General features: G+C 64.4%; 24 protein-coding genes and 1 pseudogene. 1 reads left to right on the top strand and 24 read right to left on the bottom strand.

Translation table 11 applies throughout. The features are described from left to right. The 24 genes from BN1128_RS25530 to BN1128_RS16430 form a co-directional block, all read right to left on the bottom strand. Positions 1-530 (bottom strand): phage virion morphogenesis protein (locus BN1128_RS25530; RefSeq protein ID WP_042870687.1); only part of this gene is annotated, 530 nt, incomplete at its 3' end. A 10-nt stretch (positions 531-540) separates the two neighbouring features. Continuing rightward, positions 541-2,154: a hypothetical protein gene (locus BN1128_RS16330; protein ID WP_042870689.1), complete on the bottom strand. Its 1,614-nt coding sequence runs from the start codon at positions 2,152-2,154 to the stop codon at positions 541-543. Further along, positions 2,151-2,702, bottom strand: coding sequence for a baseplate complex protein (locus tag BN1128_RS16335; RefSeq protein WP_042870690.1), 552 nt, complete (start codon positions 2,700-2,702; stop codon positions 2,151-2,153). The genes BN1128_RS16330 and BN1128_RS16335 overlap by 4 nt, the downstream gene beginning before the upstream one ends. Beyond that, positions 2,699-3,580, bottom strand: a complete 882-nt coding sequence (locus BN1128_RS16340) for a hypothetical protein (protein WP_042870692.1) — start codon at positions 3,578-3,580, stop codon at positions 2,699-2,701. The genes BN1128_RS16335 and BN1128_RS16340 overlap by 4 nt, the downstream gene beginning before the upstream one ends. Next, the gene (locus BN1128_RS16345; protein ID WP_042870694.1) at positions 3,577-4,002 is read right to left on the bottom strand and encodes a tail fiber assembly protein; all 426 of its coding nucleotides are present in this window, start codon (positions 4,000-4,002) and stop codon (positions 3,577-3,579) included. The genes BN1128_RS16340 and BN1128_RS16345 overlap by 4 nt, the downstream gene beginning before the upstream one ends. A gap of 14 nt (positions 4,003-4,016) precedes the next feature. Next, the gene (locus BN1128_RS16350) at positions 4,017-6,104 is read right to left on the bottom strand and encodes a phage tail-collar fiber domain-containing protein (protein ID WP_042870696.1); all 2,088 of its coding nucleotides are present in this window, start codon (positions 6,102-6,104) and stop codon (positions 4,017-4,019) included. Then, positions 6,101-6,703, bottom strand: a complete 603-nt coding sequence (locus tag BN1128_RS16355; RefSeq protein WP_042870698.1) for a phage tail protein — start codon at positions 6,701-6,703, stop codon at positions 6,101-6,103. Before BN1128_RS16355 ends, BN1128_RS16350 begins: the two co-directional genes overlap by 4 nt. Beyond that, entirely contained in the window at positions 6,696-7,883 is a 1,188-nt protein-coding gene (locus tag BN1128_RS16360) for a baseplate J/gp47 family protein (RefSeq protein ID WP_042870700.1), read from the bottom strand. The genes BN1128_RS16355 and BN1128_RS16360 overlap by 8 nt, the downstream gene beginning before the upstream one ends. Next, complete coding sequence (locus tag BN1128_RS16365) at positions 7,880-8,203, bottom strand: DUF2590 family protein (RefSeq protein ID WP_042870702.1); 324 nt, start codon at positions 8,201-8,203, stop codon at positions 7,880-7,882. The genes BN1128_RS16360 and BN1128_RS16365 overlap by 4 nt, the downstream gene beginning before the upstream one ends. Next, positions 8,200-10,257 carry a phage tail tape measure protein gene (locus BN1128_RS16370; RefSeq protein WP_042870705.1) on the bottom strand — a complete coding sequence of 686 codons (2,058 nt, stop codon included), beginning with the start codon at positions 10,255-10,257 and terminating at the stop codon, positions 8,200-8,202. The genes BN1128_RS16365 and BN1128_RS16370 overlap by 4 nt, the downstream gene beginning before the upstream one ends. A gap of 3 nt (positions 10,258-10,260) precedes the next feature. Beyond that, on the bottom strand, positions 10,261-10,404 hold the full coding sequence (locus BN1128_RS25935) for a DUF6890 family protein (protein ID WP_167335816.1): 144 nt from the start codon (positions 10,402-10,404) through the stop codon (positions 10,261-10,263). Positions 10,405-10,445: 41 nt separating this feature from the next. Further along, a complete protein-coding gene (locus tag BN1128_RS16375; RefSeq protein ID WP_017412260.1) occupies positions 10,446-10,709 on the bottom strand; it encodes a putative phage tail assembly chaperone in 264 nt (87 codons plus the stop codon). After that, entirely contained in the window at positions 10,706-10,933 is a 228-nt protein-coding gene (lysC, locus tag BN1128_RS26290) for an Rz1-like lysis system protein LysC (RefSeq protein WP_240037968.1), read from the bottom strand. The genes BN1128_RS16375 and lysC overlap by 4 nt, the downstream gene beginning before the upstream one ends. Continuing rightward, the gene (locus BN1128_RS16380; RefSeq protein ID WP_042870706.1) at positions 10,833-11,267 is read right to left on the bottom strand and encodes a hypothetical protein; all 435 of its coding nucleotides are present in this window, start codon (positions 11,265-11,267) and stop codon (positions 10,833-10,835) included. The genes lysC and BN1128_RS16380 overlap by 101 nt, the downstream gene beginning before the upstream one ends. Next, a complete protein-coding gene (locus BN1128_RS16385) occupies positions 11,264-11,725 on the bottom strand; it encodes a glycoside hydrolase family 24 protein (RefSeq protein WP_042870708.1) in 462 nt (153 codons plus the stop codon). The genes BN1128_RS16380 and BN1128_RS16385 overlap by 4 nt, the downstream gene beginning before the upstream one ends. Further along, positions 11,712-12,038, bottom strand: coding sequence for a phage holin, lambda family (locus tag BN1128_RS16390; protein WP_042870710.1), 327 nt, complete (start codon positions 12,036-12,038; stop codon positions 11,712-11,714). Before BN1128_RS16390 ends, BN1128_RS16385 begins: the two co-directional genes overlap by 14 nt. A gap of 23 nt (positions 12,039-12,061) precedes the next feature. Beyond that, positions 12,062-12,271, bottom strand: a complete 210-nt coding sequence (locus BN1128_RS16395; protein WP_042870712.1) for a TraR/DksA family transcriptional regulator — start codon at positions 12,269-12,271, stop codon at positions 12,062-12,064. A gap of 10 nt (positions 12,272-12,281) precedes the next feature. Then, positions 12,282-12,737: a phage protein gene (locus BN1128_RS16400; protein ID WP_042870714.1), complete on the bottom strand. Its 456-nt coding sequence runs from the start codon at positions 12,735-12,737 to the stop codon at positions 12,282-12,284. A 3-nt stretch (positions 12,738-12,740) separates the two neighbouring features. Next, on the bottom strand, positions 12,741-13,877 hold the full coding sequence (locus BN1128_RS16405; RefSeq protein ID WP_042870716.1) for a DUF2586 domain-containing protein: 1,137 nt from the start codon (positions 13,875-13,877) through the stop codon (positions 12,741-12,743). A 25-nt stretch (positions 13,878-13,902) separates the two neighbouring features. Beyond that, positions 13,903-14,418 (bottom strand): phage tail protein, encoded by a 516-nt coding sequence (locus BN1128_RS16410; protein WP_042066259.1) that lies wholly within the window; start codon positions 14,416-14,418, stop codon positions 13,903-13,905. Beyond that, complete coding sequence (locus BN1128_RS16415; protein ID WP_042870856.1) at positions 14,415-14,876, bottom strand: head completion/stabilization protein; 462 nt, start codon at positions 14,874-14,876, stop codon at positions 14,415-14,417. Before BN1128_RS16415 ends, BN1128_RS16410 begins: the two co-directional genes overlap by 4 nt. Before the next feature lie 105 nt (positions 14,877-14,981). Beyond that, positions 14,982-15,707: a phage terminase small subunit gene (gpM, locus tag BN1128_RS16420; protein WP_042870719.1), complete on the bottom strand. Its 726-nt coding sequence runs from the start codon at positions 15,705-15,707 to the stop codon at positions 14,982-14,984. Between the two features lie 2 nt (positions 15,708-15,709). Further along, on the bottom strand, positions 15,710-16,789 hold the full coding sequence (locus BN1128_RS16425) for a phage major capsid protein, P2 family (RefSeq protein WP_042870722.1): 1,080 nt from the start codon (positions 16,787-16,789) through the stop codon (positions 15,710-15,712). A gap of 10 nt (positions 16,790-16,799) precedes the next feature. Further along, positions 16,800-17,717, bottom strand: a complete 918-nt coding sequence (locus BN1128_RS16430) for a GPO family capsid scaffolding protein (protein ID WP_082030444.1) — start codon at positions 17,715-17,717, stop codon at positions 16,800-16,802. 177 nt (positions 17,718-17,894) lie between these two features. Between BN1128_RS16430 and BN1128_RS16435 the strand changes: the two are divergent. Further along, a pseudogene (locus tag BN1128_RS16435) lies at positions 17,895-19,709 on the top strand (terminase large subunit domain-containing protein); the annotation flags it as partial. Position 19,710: the final 1 nt, after the last annotated feature.

Consider the following 19,710-nt stretch of genomic DNA (forward strand, 5'->3'; position numbering starts at 1 on the left):
CTGACATGTTCCCGTATCCACTTGAGGGAGGGCTTGCGGTAGCGACGACGAGCTCCCCGGTCTGACAGCACCTTGTACCCCAGCGCACGCAGGCGCTGCGCCTGGCTACGGGTGCAAGGGCTATCCGTAGGCTTGAACGGTTCCTTCTTCTTGCCTCGCTCTGACTTCCTCGGTTGTGCAGGCTTGGGCGGCGCTGCCGTGAATGACTGCGACATCCCCTGGTGGTTCTGGTTGGCGATCATCCCCGCGAAGCGGGAGTCGAAGTCGATGATGGCCGCGTCCTCGGTACCGCGAGAGCGCAGGCGCTTGGAGAGGCCAGTGAGCCGCTTGTGCTTGCGCTTGCTCTTGGTCGGCGCCCACTTTGTGCCATCAGGGGCCTTGCCAGCTCTGATACGCTGGCGGTTCACCTTGGCCACCTCTCGGCCTATCTGCTGGGTGATGCGCCGGCGTTTCGCGGGTGGTAGAGAGGCAGCATCTAGGCGCGCCTGCAGGTGGTGCATCGCACTTTGATTCAGGGTCAGTGTGATCATGTGTGTATCCCTATTCGATGATGGGGGAGAGCTGGCTGGCCAGCAGCTTGGCTTGTTGGCCCTGTTGGGTCATGGCTTCGCTGTTACCGGGGGCTGGCCCGCTGCCGTGGGTGTGGCTGGCTGTGGCGGCGGCCAGCTGTTCCACCACGTTCATCAGCTGCAGCAGCAGCCGGAAGATGTTCACGCCCTCGGTCCCCATCCACGAACGGGGCGCCTCCAGGTGTTGCAGCTCGCCGGCAACGGTCCGGCGCAGTTGCCCCACCACCTCTATCAGATCCCCCGCCGTGGTCTGGCTCAGGTTGCCCAGGCTTCCCAGGGTGAGATCATCCCCGGCCAGCAGCTCGATGGCGCCCAGCGCCTCAATCAGCTTGAACCCGCCCACCTCCTCTATGCTGTGCTGGGCCACCTGCAGCCGATGCTGGCCATGTTCCCCCAGGTAGTCGTCACTCTGGTGGTGCATCTGCAGGGCGCTGTCATGCAGGCGCCGGTCGGTGTGGCGGGAGAGGTTGCCCACGGTGTCGGTACGGCTGAATACCTCGGCCCGCTGTTGCTGTAGCTGCTCGCCCGGGGCGATGTCCGGCAGGGGCCAGCCACTGCCGAGCACGGTGCGGATAAAAGGCCGGTCAGCCCGCCCGAATGCGAACCCCAGTTCAACCAGCGTCCCCTCGATGGGGAACTGCAGCAGGCCCTGTTCCTGCCCACCGAACTGCACCGGCAGCGGCACCGCCCGATACAGCGGGGCGGCCTTGTCCGGTTGGCCATCCTCGCCCAGCAGTTGCACGTCCACCGCATAGCGGGGGCGAAAAGGATCATTGAGCTGGCCGGCGCTGGCCAGGTCGCTGATAGCCTCGACCCGACCGAACTTGGGCAGGTGCATCTTGTCGGCGAGCTCTGGAAATTCCCCCTCTATCTTGCGCCGCTCCAGCGACTTGCTGACTTTGCCCGGGGTGACGGTGGTCAGGGTCATTTCATCCCCTTTGAGCCTCACCCGGGTGACCCGCTTGCCGTTGACGGTTGCCCCGGGGCGCATGGCTGGCACCGGGGACAAGGTGATGAGGTTGCCCGCCTGGCGGGCAGTCCAGGTGGGGTCAATCTCCACCTCCCGGCCATGCCAGCGACAATCGGCGTGGCTGCCTACAAAGATGTCGCCATCGGGTTGCTGGTACCAGACAAAGTCGGGTACCTCAAAGGCGCGGCCAGCGTTCTCCAGCAATTGGTAACCGGTGCCGGCGCTGGTGAAGTTGGGGATCGGCCGATCTGCATAGTCAGCCGCGGCTGGCAGCATGAACACCAGACCGGTCTCGGTGCTGAGCCAGGCCAGCAGGTTGCGCAGGGTGGCATGCTGCATGCTGACGGGGAGGCGACCGGCCAGCACGCCAGCCAGTTCTCGGCAGAGCAGTTGCACAGAGCCAGCCGAGGCCGGCTGCACATCGAACACGTAACCAGTGAACCAGCGGCGCAGTTCGCCGTTGTAACCGACATCGATGGTGATCGGCTGGCCTTTTTGCACCTCGGCCTGGGCAGTCAGGGCTGCCCGGCCGCCGGTGTTGAGATCCAGCATGATGTCGTGCTCGACCAGGTGAGCCGGTTGGTCATTGATGGTCAGGCGGGTGGTCAGCTTCATGCCAGGACATCCCCCAGTTTGTCGTCCAGTTTCTTAAAGAAAGCCTCCCCTTTGGATAGCTTCTCATCGCCGCTTTGCCCCTGGCCGCCCTTGGCTGCCGTGGTGCCGGTGGAGCCTTGGCCTAGGTTGGCGGGGCTACCAGGTAAACGGGCTTCGCGCTTCTCCGGTACCGAGTTGAATTCCTTCAAGGTGAACTGCACCTGCCAGGCCAGCAGCCCCTCCTGTTCGCTGGCAGTGATGCGGCCGGCAAACTTGGCCTGGCGCACCTTCACCGACTTGGCCAAGAGCGACCCGACCCGGTAGACGTGGCGTTTGCCGCCGTTGCCCTTGGCATCGGCCAGCTCAAACAACCGGCTCAGCATGCGTTCATCCTTGAACGGGATAAGGCCGTAGATGTCGAGCTCCTTGGCCTTGGCGCCCTGTTCGGCGCTGCTGGTCGAGCTGGTTTGGCCGCTCTGGTCCTTGTCCTGAAACTGCATCGATGCGGACACCCGCATTGACTTCATGATGATGGGCTCGCCATCAAGGGTCAGCATGGCTTGGCTCATGGGGTTAACTCCTGCCAGAAGGTGAGCGGGGACGGGGAGAGCAGCAGGGCGCCGACCGTCATACTGTGGCTGTGATCCGGTGGTGTGCTCTGCCCGAGCTGGGTGGCAAGGCTGGCCACATCCCCCTGGCCTTGCCAGTGCCAGAGGGTGCCGGAGAGGGTACCCAGCGCGGCTAGGGCCTCGGCGAGGGTAGTCAGGCGCTCGGTGCGACGTGTCGCCAGCCCCTGCAGCTTGGCGATCGGGGTCTGGCTGTCCCTGGCCAGACTCTCCAGCTGGGCCACCTCTGCCCCCAGCGCCAGGCGGGCGGGGCGCAGTGGTGCCCAGCTCAGCGGCTCATCGGCGCGCCAGCGCGGCACCTTGGCCGCGGTGGGCTGGCTCATGGGGTTATTGTCGGCAGTGAGCCGGCGCAGTGTGGCGCACCACTCCGGCAGCGGCAGCAGGGCGCAGAGAATGGCCAGCTGGCGGGCCAGCGCGTCGGCGCTGTTACCAGTGACCAGCCAGGCAAGGGCATGCAGTTGCCCAGTGGGCAGCAGGGGATCGGCCCCGTCCTGCAGCTTGGCGGCCAGGGTGGCCACCGCATTGGGGGCGGCCAGGCTGAACTGCTGGCCCTGCTGTTGGCCGACCCCGTGTTGGTAGGGGGTGACGGTCAGGCAGCGACCGGTGGCCAGCAGGCGGTCGAGCTCGCGGCGCAGCCCTGCCAGTGCGGCGGCCGCTTCGCTGAGTGGGTGGGGCCGGTACTGCGCCCGTCCGGCCAGACCCTGTAGGCGCGCCATGGCACTGTCCTGGGTGGCCGGGAGCTGACTCAGCACGCCCTGGGCGCGGGTGTGTAGGCTGCCTGCACTGGCTGGCCAGCGCAGCTGCCCTTGTGTCCAGCTCATCGCGGCGCCTCCGGCCAGCTGACCTCGGTCGGCCAGCCATCGCCTTGCGGCAGGCGGTAGAGGGCGACCCGGTAGCGCTGCCAGGCGGTGAGCTGTTCGCGCTCGGCCTCGCTGATGATGCCAAGCGACTCGGCGTCGAGCAGCGGGGCCATGGCGTTGGCGGCCTGCTTGAGCAGCGCATCGAGGCGGATCTGCTGCTCGGCCTCGGTCGGCGGTGACACCGGGATCACCTCGATATCGCCAAACTCACCGAACACGGCCCGGCTGTAGAGCTCGCGGCCGTGCTCCATCGGGTCATCCTTGCGGGCAGTGAACTGGACCGGCTCAGGCAGATGGGCAAAGCGCACATCCAGGGTGATGCTGTCGGGATCCGCCGCATAATGGCGAGGGTGCACGGCGCTGAGCACTTCAATATGTTCCATCAGGTTCTCCTCTCTCAGGCGACTCGGATCCACAAGGTGGCCCGGTCGTCATAGCGGTCATCGTCGTTGGCGCCCATGATGTCGCCCATACACTGCCAGGTGCCCGGCAGGCTGTAGCCGGCATAGCCCCATTCAGCGGCCGAGCATGGGCGCAGGTAAGCGCCGGCCGCCCGTTGGCCGTGGCTGGTTTTGCCGCCGGCCGGGAGCAGGGCGGCAAACACATGGGCGCCGATGGCGTTATAAGACCCAGCCACCACGTCAGCGTTGCCCTGCGCCGCGTTATGGTTGTGGGTGTAGTGGGGTTGGTTGCCCGGGCTATAGCAGCGGCCAGAGCTATCATTCACCGTTCCCGAAAAGGAGCCGTTCCCTGCAGCATCAATGGCAAAGCGGGTGAAGGTATTGCCGCCCACGCCGTTAGAGGTGGCCACCCGGTAAACCCCATCAATGCCCAGGTAAGACATCACCGCCGTTTTCCCTGGAATGTGGTATTCGGTCATGGGGTTGTTGGGGTCGGTGATGGCAAGGCGGTAACCCACCTCCCAACCGGTGGTTGGCTGGTTAAGCCACTGACGAAATGCAGACGGGCTGGCGCAGTAGCGCAGATAGCTGTCGTTGCCGTATTCCACTCGAAAAGCCACGGCGCCGACCATACGCTGTTCATCGACCAGGTTGGTGCGCAGGGTGCGGGCTTGCAGGTCGCCGGACCCGTCGCGCAGGGCATAGGTATCGGCCGTGGCGTCGTAACTGGCGGCCTTGTTGGAGAGCTTGCCCAGGCCCACGTCATCGGCGGTCGGCTTGTTCAAGGTGTTGTAGTCCCGAGCCCAGGGGGTGAAGGCCCCGGTGTGGTACTGGGCGCGGGTATAGACCCGACTGGTGTTGTAGACGTGGTAACGCTGCTGCACCCCGGCGCCGCCGGTCACAGTGAGGGAACCGGATTTCGCTTCTGGATAGTTGAGCACCAGGGCCGCATTAGCGTCGGAGTCCTGGCGATACACGCTGGGGGTGATAATCGTGTTCAGGTCTTCCTTGGCCAGCGGGATCGGGTTGGTCAGCGTGCCTGGGTGGCTGTGGTTGGCGGCGGCCAGATCCGGTTTGTTGGTCACCTCGGCATAGCTGGGCCAGCGGCTGGCGGTGGCCGGTACCTGGTCAAGCTCCCCCCACTGGTGGCGATGACTGCCGTCTTTGATCTCCACCGCGATGGTGACGCCCTGGGCGTCTTCCAGGATGCCCTTGCCGGTGACATCGCCGGTCAGCTCGATGGTGCGCTTGCGGCGCACGTCAGTGACGCTGCCGTCCGCATTGACGATGGCCACCATGGCCACATGGTGCTGATAGCCGTTGTTGTCCAGGTAGTCGGTGAGCTCCGGGACACTTAAGCTAAGGGTGAAGTGATTCACCCAGGCATCGAGCAGGGAGCCCGCCCGGTAGATGTCGAGCCAGAGCCCCACCGGCTTGGCGCCCGGGGTCACCTTCTTGACCTCGTTCAGTTCCGCCCGCAGGCCGCCCACGTAGGCCACCCCTGGCTGTACCTTGTAGACCCCGGACTCGTTGACCAGCTTGAAGCCGTCACCGTAGAAGGTGGCAGGCCCGAAGAACTGCAGCGCCTGCAGGCGCAGGTCGTCGTCCATCCCGCGCAGGCGGGCGGCATAGTCGATTTGCCAGGTGCTGGCGTCCACGTGGGTGGCGGTGGCCTCTGCCGCCCGGTCGTACTCCATCAGCATGGATTTCACCAGGCTGTTACCGGTCTGGCCGGTGGCCTCATTGGTCTTGAGTTTGGTTTCCAGCCCCTTGTGCACAATCATCCCCACCACGCCGGTGGCCTTGTTGATGAGGTACATGGCGTTGAAGCTGAAATCGCCGACCGTGGTGTCCATCACGATGGTGTAAGCCACCGCATCGTTGTTGATGCGCCCACGCTGGTCGACCGCGTGGCGGTGCACAATCTGGCCCGCCGGCGGCAGCCCGCTGTCTGGGTTGATGGCCGCATCGGGATCGAGCCCCGGCACGTTGGCCAGCACGAACTCATCGAGCACCACCGGCGTCTGGTTGGTCAGGCACTCCTGCCAGTAGCGGGAGAAAGCGTTGGTAATGATCTGGCTCATGCGTTCCTCTTAAGTGATGCGCCAAACACCTGCTGGCTCATGTCGATACGACCGAACCGCAGGGTGCCGGTGACCGGGTAAACCACCTGAAAGCGATAGCGGCGGCAGGTGCGGCCATAGTGTTGAATGAGGGTTTCCATCAGTTTCTGGTTGGCCGCGATGGCGCCATCGGTCACCTCGATGGTGATGACGTCCCAGGGGGCGCCGGCCTGGCGTTCGTGGATGTCACACCAGCCAATGCCCAGGCGCTCGAAGATGCGCTTAAAGCCGGCCACCTCGCCGGCGTCCCGGGCGTTCACAAAGGCGAACTTGACCCGTTTGCGAAAGAGCGGCAGCGGCTCGCCGTTGAAACGGGTGATGTCCCGCTCCCAGGCGAGTAGCGCCAGCAGGGATTCCGAGCAGGTCAGCGGGTCTTGCTGGGCCAGCGGCAGCAACAGCCAGCCTTTGACCCGTTGCCAGAAGGCATTGATCCCCTTGGCCAGAAACCCGGGCTCGGCGTGGGCCGGGCTGATGGTGTAGCCGTCTTCCCACCAGGGGGCGCTGGCATCGGGCAGCACCGGCGCCTGCAGGTCGTGTTCAAGCGGGGTCGGGTCAGTCATGCAGGGTCACCTCCAGCGTGCTCAGGCGCGGGATGGCCAGCCCCGACACGATGTCATCTTGCGCAAACTTGAGGCTCTGCAGTTGCGGGAACTGGCTGTGCAGCTCGCGGGCCAGCTGGGAGAGCGAGAAGCGTGAGCGCGGCCAGGTGCGGGTAACGCTCGGAAAGTCCGCCGACTGGCGAAATGCCGCCTTGACCAGGCTTTCGGCGCCTGCCTTGAGCGCGGCTTTCTGCTCGTCGGTGAGGTTGGCTTGTGGCCATAACTCAAGGGTGAGGCTGTGCTGGGTCTCGGGCATGGCCATCACGAACAGGTCATCGCCGTGGCCATGGTTGCCCTGGCGGCCCACGTAGTCATTGAGCTGGTTGATGAGGCTGGCCGGGGTGGCGCCCACTTCCAGCAGGATGTAAGCGTTGGCGGTACCCGGGCCGCGTGGCCCCTCATGCTCAAAGAAGATGTGATCGGCACGGATCCCCGCCACGCTGGCCAGCATGGAGCGGTAAATCGCGTCGATGTGGTAGCGCCCCACCGCCGAAAACTGGTTCTGGATGCGCAGGCCGAGCGCATCGTTGCCCTCGGCATCGGCACCCTGGGTGGTGATCCACTCCTTGTCATCGTTGCGGGCCGAGAGGATGCCGGTGACCGGTTCGCTCAGCAGGTTGTAATAGCCCGGGGCCAGATTCCAGGCGCTGCCGGCAAACTCGGCCTCGCAGACCACCTTGGCCACCGCCTCGCCGGCGGGGCTGACCACCGCCTGCAAGGGCTTCACCCGGTAGATGGTGCCGTTGATGCGCTCGGTGGTGACCCAGATATCGGCCGGAATGGTGACCGCCTCGCCGGGGCTCACCTTGACGAAGTGGATCACTCCCCGGGTCTTCTGGGCGGCCTTGCGGGTCAGGTCCACATCCCAGGCCTTGAGATCGAGATAGGCATCGGTGGCGGTGGCCGCAAAGGTGTTGGGCAGTACATGGCCGGCCAAGAGCGTGCGGATAAGCCAGAGCGCCGGGGTAATGACCACCCCGCGCACCAGCCGCCAGAAGGGGCTCACATCGCTGTCGTTGGTGATGAGGGAGCCGGCGGCGACCACCTCCTTTTTGAGCTCGGCCTCCATGGCCTGCTCGGTGGTCGGTACACCGGCCTCGGCCAGCAGGGCCATAAAGTCCACGTTCGGGCGCAGGTTCACAAGGTTACCTCCAAATTGCCGAATTCATAGGTGCGAGCGGTGACCAGCACCCGGTCGGGGGCCTCTTCACGGATCACGATGGTGCCGGGTACCAGCCGCTCGTCATCTTCTACCAGCAGTTCAATCTCGGTCATCACATCCGCGCGCAGGGTAGGGCTGCGCTCGCCGATGAGCTTGCGGGCCAGCCCCGACTCCATGATGCGGTGCTTGATGTCCTGCCCGATGCTGTGGCGGTCCTGGGTGTAGCGCGGCTGGCCGCCGGCATCGAGTTGCCAGGCGCCGTTCACCACCAGGAGATCGATGTACTTGGGTTCGTTCATCCGCGTTGCTCCACCCATGCGTTTTTCTCGAGCTCGTCCGGTGTCGGCATGGTTTGGGGGTTGATGTGCACCTCGCCGATATGCAGGGCGCGGGTCGGCTTCTGGTTGGCCGCACTGGCCGACGCGTTGGCCTGGATCAGCTGCTGGCCCAGGCCACCTGCTGGCACCTTGCTCTGGTCCTGCTGGCGGTAGTCAGCCAAGGGGCTGTTCACCACACTGGCAGGGGGGGCCATCGCCACGGGGGAGGCGGCCCACTTTGGCAGCACGTCCACGTTCAAGGCGCCGGTGTCGAACTGGGTACCCAAGAACTGATTCGAGGCATCGAGCGCGGTCTTGATGAGCGCGATCAGCGCCCGCCACGGGGTCAGCAGGGTGTCGAAGGCCGCGCCAAGGATATTGCCCATCCGGCGGCCAGCATCGGCCACGTTGTCGATCCCGACGCTGGCCTGGTTGGTTTGCTCAAAGAAGCTGCCGAGCCAGGCGATCCCCTGACCGAGCAGCCCCACGATGAGGGTGAAGAAATCCACCAGGGGGGCCAGCGCCTGTGAGGCGAGCGGGCCAAAGGTCTCGGCCAGACCGCCAAAGAAGGCGCCCAGCAGTTCAAAGTCGGTCAGTACCGCGAAGGTGGCGCGCAGTTCGTCCCAGTAGATGATGGCCAGCGCCACGGCGGCGACCAGCGCCAGGATCGCCCCGATGATGATCACCGCCGGGTTGAGGCTCATGGCCATGTTGACGGCCAGGATCACCGGGCGCAGGCCCGCGAGGGCCTTCTTGAACAGGGTGAGGGGAGCGGTGAGGCCGCCAAAGGTCAGCGCCCAGGCCAGGGTGGCCAGCTTGGCGAGGCCGGCCAGCATCAACCAGGCCCCGGTCACGATGCCAAGGCCGGCGATGGCCAGCACGGCGTACCCCACCACCTTGGTGAAGTTGGGAAAGATCCGGGTCCAGCGCAGCACCACGGCGCCGCCATCGGCAAAGGCGCCCACCACCTTGTTGATGGAGGGGAGCACGGCCCCAAAGGCGGCAGCCCGGATCGCGAACCAGGCTGATTTTACCCGTTTCCACTGATCTACCATGGCCTTGGCCATCTGCTCGGCCTTGCCCATGCCGTGGGTGTTGGCGAGGGCGTTGATACTGGTGGCCAGGCCCTGGGTGTTGCTCATCAAGAGCTTGATCATGGAGACCGCTTCGTCCGAGCCAAACGCCTTTTTCAGCTCGTCGCTGCCGGCCACGGTGAGGGTTTCACCATAGCGGGCCTTGAGCTTGTCCAGGATATCGAGCACCGGCAGCATGTTGCCGGCCGAGTCGGTGAACTTGAGACCGAGCGCTTTCTGGGCACTGCCGACACCGGCCAGGAAGGACTTGAACTTGGTACCGGCCTCGCCGCCGCCCATGGTGGCCTGCAGGTGGCCGAGCACGGCGAACTGCTCATCCATCGAGATCCCGGCGGCGGTGGCGTTGGCGCCAATGCCCTTGAAGGCGTCGGTCATGCCCTGGCCGGTGGTCTTGAACATCTGCACCGCGAGCGCGGTCTTGCCGGCGACATCCTCCACCCAGTTGGCCTTGCCCATCTTCTTGGCCTGCTGCTCGAAGATGCCATACATGGTGCCCATGTAGTTGGTGATGGTGGCGGTGTCGGCCTTGGTGGCCTTGGCCAGCACGCCGGAGGCGCGGGCAAAGGAGGGCAACTCGTTCCCCTCCAGCCCGGCGATGGCGGACTGGATATCGTAGGAGGCGCTGACAAACGCGCTGGCCGATTCGCCGTACTTGACGGAGAACATCAAGGCGGTGTCGGAGAGTTGCTTGAGGGTCTTTTCATGGACATCGAGCGAGGCCACTTCGGCCAGGGCTGCGTCCATTTCCAGGGCCGGCCCCAGCGCGTTCTGGATCGCCATGGTGCCGGCCAGCATGGCGGCGCCACCGCCAGCAATATTGGCAAAGCCGCTTTGCGCGGTCTCTTTCACCCGGTTCAGCTGGCTGTTGATGCCATCAAGCGGCCGGGTAACGGCATCTATCAGGGCAATCCTCATGATCAGTTGTTCGGTGACAGAAGCCATGATTTATCCATTGAAGGCGGTGGCGATGCCCTCGGCGACGGCATGGGCGAGGCGTTGGGCGTGGTACTTGTCTAACCAGAGGGCGCGAGCCAGGGTGTCGAGCTCGTCATCCTCATGGGGCAGGTAGTGGCGACGTAGCGCCAGCACCTGCTCCAGTTGGTTGTGCTCGATGGCCTCGGCGCGCGCGGTCAGTTTTTTACTTCGATATCCAGATCAGGGGCGTACTGCTCGTTGACCTTGGCGGCGATCTGCAGGGCTGCGCCCGGGCGGGCCAGCAGGCCATCCAGCGCCTCTTTGCTGTCGGCGTCGACGATGCGCTTGAGGTACTGGTGGGACGGCGCCACCTTGTCGGTCATCGACAGGCCGTTGATGTAGCTGTTGTAGGCCACCATGGTGGGCACAAAGCGGATGTCAGTGCCGGCGATAGTCAGGGTGATGGTTTGCTTGCTCATGGGGTGGTTTCCTCTTGTTCAATCCACTGGTTCAGGGTGTTGAGTTGGGTTTGGCAGCGGCGCAGCGCCGTCTGCAGGGTGGGGATAAACCGCACGGCCTCGCCGTAGGTGCTCCCCGTAAAGTCAGGCTCCGGGCAGTGGGGTACCAGCCCCGGTGGCGGCAGCCGTTTCACCACCTTGGTTTGCACCACTGTGGTGGGCTGGCTGGAGCAGGCGCAAAGCACCAGCAGGCAGAGGCTCGCGAGCACAGTCCGGGCGGCCCGCCGGCGGCGTGGCCAAGGCTTCTTGCAATTCATCGGCGGTCTTCCTGTTCTGGTTGTCGAGCTCAGTCAGTGCGTCGTTCTGGTTGGCGAGCAGCAGACGCAACCCCTTTGCCTGCATCAGCAGTTCCTGGAAGGCGGTCGCTTGCTGGGTATTGACAGCCTGCAGGATGTTGATGGTGTCGTTGGCTCTGGCCAGTTCCTTGGTGCGCTGCGTGAGCCGTTCGCCTTGGGTAAACAACAGGGTGCCAAGGACAAACCCGATGATGGTCGGCAGGAATCGGATGAGCGTGCTCATGCCAGCACCCCGCCGAACTCGGTGAACTTGGCCAGCAGGTCCGCCAGTTTGTGCTCGCGCTGGCCGTAGCCGGCCCCGGGCAGGCTGGCCCAGATGTTGGCGCACTTGGCGATCGCTTGGCTGATGCGTCCCTTGAGCACATCGTCCAGCGCCTTGCGCTCGCGGATCAGCTGGATGGCCCAGGTGTCTTGCGACGCGGGGCCAAAGTCCGGCAGGCCGAGCTGGTCGCGGTAGTGGGCCCAGTGCTTTGACAGATGCTGATAGCGGCCGGCAGCGGTGCTGACCAGCCCAGGGCGGACAATCACAGACACATTCGGGTGGGTGCGGTAATCACCGAAGAACCCCGCCGGATTGACCAGCTTGTTGTAACCGTCGTCCCCGAGATCCTTGGTGCCTTCGGCATAGGCGAGCAGGTCGAGAAAGGCGGCCACCTGTGGGTGGCAGTTACTGCGCGGCATTGTTGTCCTCCTTCTTGCGAAACATCAGTGCGGCCCGGTCGCGGATGATGTCGACCCCAAGCAGTCCCACCATGCCACCCAGCAACGGGGTGGCCTCCTGAGGGATCCCGAGCAGATGGGTGCCGGTGGCGGCCGCCAGGGTGATGAGGCCGCACAGCAGGGATTCAATCAGCCGGCGGCGACCCCGTCCGCCGGCGTAGGTGATGCGCAGAAAGGCGACGGCCAGCGCCAGCAGTGCCCCATAGACGGCGGGCCAGTTGTCCATCAACCAGGCCAGCAGGGCGGCCCAGAGGGTGGGGTCTTTGTTTGGCATAGGATTCATGTCCGTTGCTCTGATTAGCGACCCAGCCGCTCTAGGCGGGTCTTGCAGGGGACGCACAGGCGCACCCCGGGGATGTGGCGGCGGCGTGCTTCCGGGATGGGGTCGTCGCACTCTTCGCACTGGTGCAGGCTTTCCCCCTGGTAACGCCCTTTGCCCACCTGATTGGCCAGCTGGGCCGCCAGCATGCGGGCGGCGTGATGGTTGGCGCGGTCGATGTCGTCCAAGGCGTTCCCCTTAATCCATCAGGTGGCGGGTGTCGTCCTTGGAGAGGTACGGCACGCCATCGAGGTGGATGAAATCGGGGGAGGTGACGAAGCCTTTCACCTTGTGCACGGTCTTGCTGCCGCCCTTGGGATCGATGTCGAGCAGGTCGGCCACGTTCAGCTTGACGCCGAAGGCCTCCACCTTGATCTCCTCGCTGCCGGTGCTGGCGTAGAACAGCACATCGTCCGGCTCCATCCCGCGCCAGCTGCCGGCCCGTTTGGCGGCGGCGATCAGCTGCTTGAGGTTCTTGGTGTCGAGCTCGAATTCACACTCGGCCGAGACATCCCCATCCACAAAGCCATCGGGAATGCCCCGGGTCTGCGCCACCGCGCTGTTGTCGGTGATGGAGAGGCTGGCCTTTTCGACGTGGACCATGGCCCCCATCAGGGTGGTGTCGAAGTTGATACCGGAAAAGCGTTTGGTCACGGGTTAACCCTCCCCGTTGTTGAGGCTCAGATCGAGCATGATGTTGACGATGATCCCCTTGGGGCAGTCCACGGTGCGCACCACCACAAACACCGAGACCAGGTTCTTGGCGGTCCACTGGATAGAGATGTCGCCATCCTGGGGGGAGGCAATGTCGCCCGGGAACGGCTGGCCGTTGATGGTGGTCGCCTTGGCCATGGTGCGCAGGTCTTTGCCAAAGTAGGTGATGGCGGCGGCGGTGCTGCCCGGGGTGGAGTTGAAGGCGCGATCCCCGATACGGGCGATGGCGCGGATACGGGTACGGCGCGCCACCTTGTAAGCAATGCGCAGGTTCTCGATCACCTGGTAGTCACCGCCCTCAACGTCCAGGGTGCGGCCATCAGCCCAGTACAACCCGTCATAGTCCGGGTACCACATCGGTACCGAGTAGCGGTTCTGTTCCAGGGTCTGCAGGGTGGCCAGCGGCAGCGGGATCCCGTCTTTGTCCACCGGCTTGTTGCCAAGGCCGACCAGGGCGCCGGTCTTCACCCGGCAGGGGCTGTCGGCAATGCTCACTGCCCGGTTGCACAGGCGGCCCGCATAGGCGCCGGCGAGGTTGGGCCAGAGCTGTGGTACCAGGCTGATGGAGTCGGCTTTGATGCCCTCTTGCAGGGCGGTCAGCGTGGCCTCGTAGTCGCTCCAGGCTTGGGCGGTGCCCTCCTTGCCGACGGCCTTGGCAACAATGCCGGGCACGGCCAGCAGCATGAACTGCCAGCGCCCCCACTTGGCGATCAGCTCCTGGTTGAGGGCGTGGGCGGCGTTGATGCCCGCCTGGTCCCACTCCTGACCCAGCACCACGACCCCTTCAAAGGATTGGGTCTGCTGGGCGCTGCGCACGGCATCCTGCCAGGATTGGTCGGTGGGCAGCACATAGGCGGCGGCGGTCCAGTTCTGGCCGGCGTTATCACGGGCGGCCAGCAGGTTGGCCTTGAGCTCGCTGTCACCGGTACCCAGCAACTGGTCGAGGTCTGACTGGGCATTGAGGGAGAGCAGCTTACCGGTGTTGCTGGCGGCGCTGCCGATGAACAGCAGGTGGCGTTCGACCTCGGTCACCGGCCCCTGCATTTGGTTCAAGTTGTTGATCTGCACATAAGGCCACATGGCGCGGGCTCCTTAAGTCTCGGGGTTAGCGGTGCACGGGGTGGGCGCTGCCCGCCACCGACAGGGTGATTTCATCGGCCACCCACACTTCAAAGGGGGCCACGGTCCAGGTCTTATCCAGCCAGCGGATTGCACCGTCCGGGTCTTCGACGATGCGCAGGGGCTCGGCGAACTTCACCTCCAGATCCAGGTCGGCGCTGTGCTCGTCATTGGGCACCACGTCATAGGTGGGATCGGGCAGGGCGAAGCGTTCGCGGAAAGGATCGTTTTCCTGTATCCAGCTGGCGATCACCGCCAGCAGGGTCTCGGTGCGGCATTCCCGAAACGGCAGGCTTTCCAGGGAAAACACGGCGGTGTATTTGAGCCAGGCCAGATCCATCCCGGTGATCCCCATGTCCTTGGGTTCCAGGCTGATGGTGCCGCCCTCCATCCAGCTGTCGAGGGAACGGGCGCAGCGGGCCGGCAGCACGCGCTCAAGCTCGCGGTGCAGGGCTGACAGGAAATACCCCTGGGGATGCAGGGCCTCGTTGGTTTCGCTCATATCATCGAGACCCCGACCCGGTGCTTGTTCTTGATGCTGCGCACCAGTTGCTGGCTTTCGGCCAGCAGTTGCTCGCGCAGGTCGGGGGCGCGCTCGGCCAGGTCTTTGCGGGCGTCCCGCTCGGTGACCGTGGCGAACTCAGGGATTAGCATGGCTTTGGCCCGGGCAAAGACGGCGGCCAGGTAGGTCTCGGTCAGCGCGTTGTTGCCGCCGGCGAGGCGGGGGCCGGGCACCTGACCGGAATCGGTGTAGCCCTGGGCCCGCAAGGTGGCCTGGTGGCGGGTCAGCTGCAGGTTGATCTCGCTGATGGCCGCCAGCAGGGCCGCACTGATGGCGTCGCTGTCCATGTCAGCGGGCAGGGCGCGCCGGCGCTCGAAGTCGCCACACACCACGTCAGGCCAAAAGCCGTCATTGGTGATGGTTTGCTCGCTGTAGCGGATGCTTTTGCCTGAAATCATGTGCTGCCCTATCAATTGGGGCGCCCCTGAGGCCACGGGATTGAGCGCGGTGCGAGCGGTCAGCTGCAGGCTCATCCCCGCCGGGGCGCGGTGGCGTGGGAGTCGTTATTCCGGGTTGAGCGCGCGCAGGCGCATGGCGATCTTGTGGCGCAAGGTGCCGACCCCGATCTTGCTGTGGGTCTTCTCGGCCAGGGCCAGCCAGTGGTCGGCCTGCTCCAGGGTGGCGTTGTCTGCCAACGCGCTGGGGCGCGGCCCCCCGTCCTTGTCACGCAGCAGCAGGCAACCGGCCAGCTTGTACCATTTGGCGGTGGCCTGTTCGTTGAGGCGCCAGTCACCCCGCACTTTGTCGAACACCCGGGAGAACCAGGGCTCGACGCCATGGCCCAGCGCCGCTTGTTCCTCGGCCCAGCCCAGCACGGTGTCGGCGGTGAAGTGGGCCCAGTCGCGCTTGATGTTGCCCGGGGTGCGCTGGTGCTGCTCGATGGCCAGCAGCGCCCAGCTGATGGCGGTTTCCAGATCGCCGATATCAAACGCCCACACGATCAGGCGTTGAAACAGCGCGTTCTGGTACACGGTGCCGAGCGCCGCCAGTTCCAGGTACTTGTCCACGTAGGGGCGATATTTGGGAAACAACTCATCCCGCTTCATCGCCACCTTGTCGCTCATCCTAGCCAGCGCCTTGAGCCGCGCCATGTCCTGTTCCAGGGCAATCAGCTGCAGGTGCAAGCTGTTGGCCACAAGTCCTGTGGCTTGCCCGGTGGTGGCGGCTTGCGCCGCCCCCAACTGGGCCAGGACCTGCTGCTTGTGACGCATGCCAGGCGAGAGGGCCATGGTTAGGCCTCCGGTTCGCTGTGCGTGTCAGCACCTGCAGGCGGGGCGGCAGGGCGCGCCCCGACCGCCACGTCGGCCTCTTCATAGCTGCCAAAGGCTTCATATTCGCCGATGGCATAGCCTTCCTGACGCCAGTACTGGTTTTCAAAGCCCTTGGTGTCGTCGTTGTCGGCGGCCTTGCGCTTGCGGGTGTTGCGCTGGGTGTAGATGTGTAGGTTGGCCAGGGTGGTGACCCACATCCCGTTCGCCGGGAAATAGGGCGGGATGAAGGCCGGGCGGCCGGCAATGGATTTGGCCAGCTGCTGGGCGGCGATCTGCTCGGTGGGCTTGGTGGCCTCGCTGTAGAGCTTGGCCTGGGCCGCGGCCACCAGGTCGGTACCGACCAGCACCACCAGACGGGGATCGGTGCGATAGAGCGGGTTGATGGTGGCGTTGATGAGGTCAGAGGCCATTTCATCCAGGGTCTTGAAGTCGCCGTGGCCGTTCGGGTCGAAATAGATCTTGTCGCCGGCAGGAGCTTTCACTACCTGGCTGCCCTTGTTCCACTCACGCGCCAGTTGCTGCCAGCCCTTGTTGACGTCTTCACCCAGCGGGCACTTGACCGGATCGGAGTCATCGGCGATGTGGGTGCCGTTAAAACCCACCCGCAGCATGTCGAGGCCAAAGGTCTGGTTGGTGAAGTCGGACACCAGCTGCACAAACTGGCCCTCGTGGCCAGCGTTGGCCCAGGTACACAGGGTGCTCCAGTCCAGGCGCACGCAGGAATCGGTCTCGGTCAGGCTGTACTTGTTGCCGTCGACCCCAATCTTGCGACGAAAACGCCCCTCAACCTTGCGGCCGGTGTGCAGGGCACTGGCGCCGACCTGCACCACCTGACCGGTCAGCTGGTCCACGTCCAGGCAGGTGATGAGTTTGAGGAACTCGGTGGATTCAAGGATGGCGCTGCGCAGCACCGTTTCCATGGGGGCGCTGACGGAGAACTGCTTGGTCAGCGCGTTCTCGGGCACGTTGAAGGCCTTGGCCAGCAACGCGTTGTAGTGGTTCAGGCACTTCTCAGCCTGCGGGGTTTTGGTTTGACTCACTGGGTGCTCCTCAGCAAACGGTCGGGTGGGTGTCGCTGCCGCCCAGGGCATCGGGGCGCTGGTCTGGTGCTTCTACCGAAAATTTTTCGATCTTGGCGTTGAGGCCGGTCAGCTGTTCGCCCAAGCCCTTGAGAGTCTGCTCGAAGGCCGAGAACTGCTCGGAGGTGACGGCGACTGGGGCGGGATCGGTGACGGTGGCCGGCTCGGTGACGGCCGGTTGCTTGTCTGCCGTCAGCGCGTCGACCTTGGCGCCAAAGGTTTCAATCTGGGTGCCCAGCGCGGTGAACATCCCCGCCAGCTTGTTCATCTGTTCTTCGTTCATGTCGGTACTGTCCTCGGGTTGGGGGCGGATCGGTGACTCAGTGGGGATCGCCGTGGTCGGGGCGCCATGACCGCCCAGGAAGTTGAACACCTTGTGCAGGAGTGAGACGCGGTCGGGCTGGCTGTGCTCGTCGGCCGGCAGCGAGAAGCCGGACAAGTCCAGCGGCTGGCTGATCCCCACGGTCGGCGACGGGTGCTTGGCGGAAAACTTGAGCATGGTGGTGCCGGTGCTGGCGGGGATGTCGGTGACCCCTACGGCAAACAGGTAGGTTTTGCCCTGACCGGTGAAGTTATCCAGCGGCTCGATGGAGCAGAATTTGTACTGGCCGCGCTGGTTCTGATAGATGAGGTCGCGGGTCGGGCAGAGGATGGCGAACAGGGTATGTTTGCCGTCTACCTTGTCAGCCTTGAGGGCCTGCACGTAGCCCAGGTTCTCGCCCCATTTCTCATGGTCAGGCCAGAGCTGTGCACAGTAGAAGGTGGGATCGTAGGTGTCGGCCATGTCGGTGATCCACTTGGCCGAAATCTCACGGCCATCCACGGACTGGCCCTCAGTGGCAATCGCCACCCAGCCGGTGCGCAGTGATGAGTCTGTCGGTGTTGGCACGGCGGCCTCCTGGTGTCGAATTGGCGTCAGGTTATCGGGGCCAGCGCAGGGGAGCACTCAGAGGCGTTCGGGCGATTTCGGATAGCGGGGGTTATCCGAATTCATCCGAATGAAGGCGGCGGGAGGGGCGGGATCGGCTCAGTATCATGAGCCCCAGCTTTATGACTGGGGAGCCTCATGGCCTATACAGAAGAGGTACGACAAACCGCCAAGCGGCTTTATCTGCGCCATTGGAGTGCACGGGAGATCAAGGAGGAACTCGGCCTTGGCAGCGTGCGGGTGGTGTACCTGTGGGCCGAGAAGTACGGCTGGACGGAGCTATTGAGCGACGAGGCGCTGGAAGATGCGATCACCCGTCGTTACCAGGTGCTGGCCGCCAAGCCAAAGAAGAACCACGCCGACCTGGCCGAAATGGACCGGCTTATCAGCCACCACGTCGCCCTCAAGGCGGAGGCCGTCAAGCTGGCCGAGCGCGAGCAGGCCCTCAAGGCTCGCCGGCAGGCCACCCCGTCAGATGAGGCTGGCGAGGTGGGCGAGGGTGACGGACGCCGCCAGCGTGGGGAGAACAAGCCGAAGAAGGGCGGCAAGAAGACCAAGAACTGGGTCAATGACCTGGGCCCCGAAGACTTCGAGGGGTGGCTGGCCTCCCTGTTCCCGCACCAGCTGTATGTGCGGGAGGTCAAGAACGACCCGGCCATCCCGCGTACCCGCAACATCCTCAAGTCCCGCCAGATCGGCATGACCTACTATTTCGCCGGCGAAGCGCTGGAAGATGCCATCTTGACCGGTGGCAATCAGGTGTTCCTGTCCGCCACCCGGGCCCAGGCCGAGATCTTCCGCTCCTACATCATCAACATCGCCCGCAAGTTCTTAGGCGTGGAGCTCAGCGGCAACCCCATTGTGCTCTCCAACGGCGCGCAGCTGGTGTTCTGTTCAACCAGCGCCAACAGTGCCCAGGGCTACACCGGCAACTTCTACGCCGACGAATACTTCTGGATCAAGAACTTCAAGGCGGTCACCGACGTGGCCACCGGCATGGGCTCGCAATCCCACTGGCGCAAGACCTTTTTCTCTACCCCGTCCAGCAAGGCCCATGGCGGTTACAAGCTGTGGACCGGGGATGACTGGAAGGGCAAGGATCCGGCGCGCCAGGCCATCGAGTTTCCGACCGAGGCAGAGCTGCGCGACGGCGGCCGGGTCTGCCCGGATCGGGTATGGCGTTACATCCTCACTCTGGAGGAGGCGGTGTCGACCGGCTTCAACCTCATCGACATCGAGGCGCTGCGCGAAGAGACCGCCATCGAGGTATTCGATCACCTCTACATGTGCGCCTTTGTGGACGATGAAGCCTCGGTGTTCAAGTTCCAGCACATGGAGCGGGCCCAGACCAGTGTCAGCAACTGGAGCGACTACACCCCGGGGCATCCCGAGCCGTTCGGCAAGCGCGAGGTGTGGCTGGGCTATGACCCGAGCCGGACCCGCGATAACGCCACCCTGGTGGTGGTCGCCCCGCCGCTGTTCCCGGGCGAAAAGTTCCGGGTGCTGGAGAAGCATTTCTGGCGCGGGATGAACTTTCGCTACCAGGCGGATGAGATAGAGAAGATCGCCAAGAAGTTCCGGGTCACCTATTTGGGGATCGACGTCTCCGGGGTGGGCAGCGGGGTGTATGACCTGCTGCAGCCCGTGTTCAAGTCAACCATCACCCCTATTAACTACAACGTGGAGAGCAAGGCCCGGCTGGTACTCAAGATGGTGGATGTGGTCGAGTCAGATCGCATCGAGTGGGATCAGGAAGACATCGAGATCCCGCTGGCCTTCATGAGTATCAAGCGCAGCACCACCGGCGGCGGCCAGCTGACGTTCAGGGCCTCGCGCAGCAGCGAGACCGGGCACGCCGACGTGTTCTTTGCCATTGCCCACGCGGTGGACAACGAACCGCTCGACACATCGCGCCGCCGCAAATCCACCTGGGCCATCAGCAAACGAGGAAAAC

This window comes from Aeromonas piscicola (assembly GCF_000820005.1).
GTDB classification, from domain to species: Bacteria; Pseudomonadota; Gammaproteobacteria; order Enterobacterales; family Aeromonadaceae; genus Aeromonas; species Aeromonas piscicola.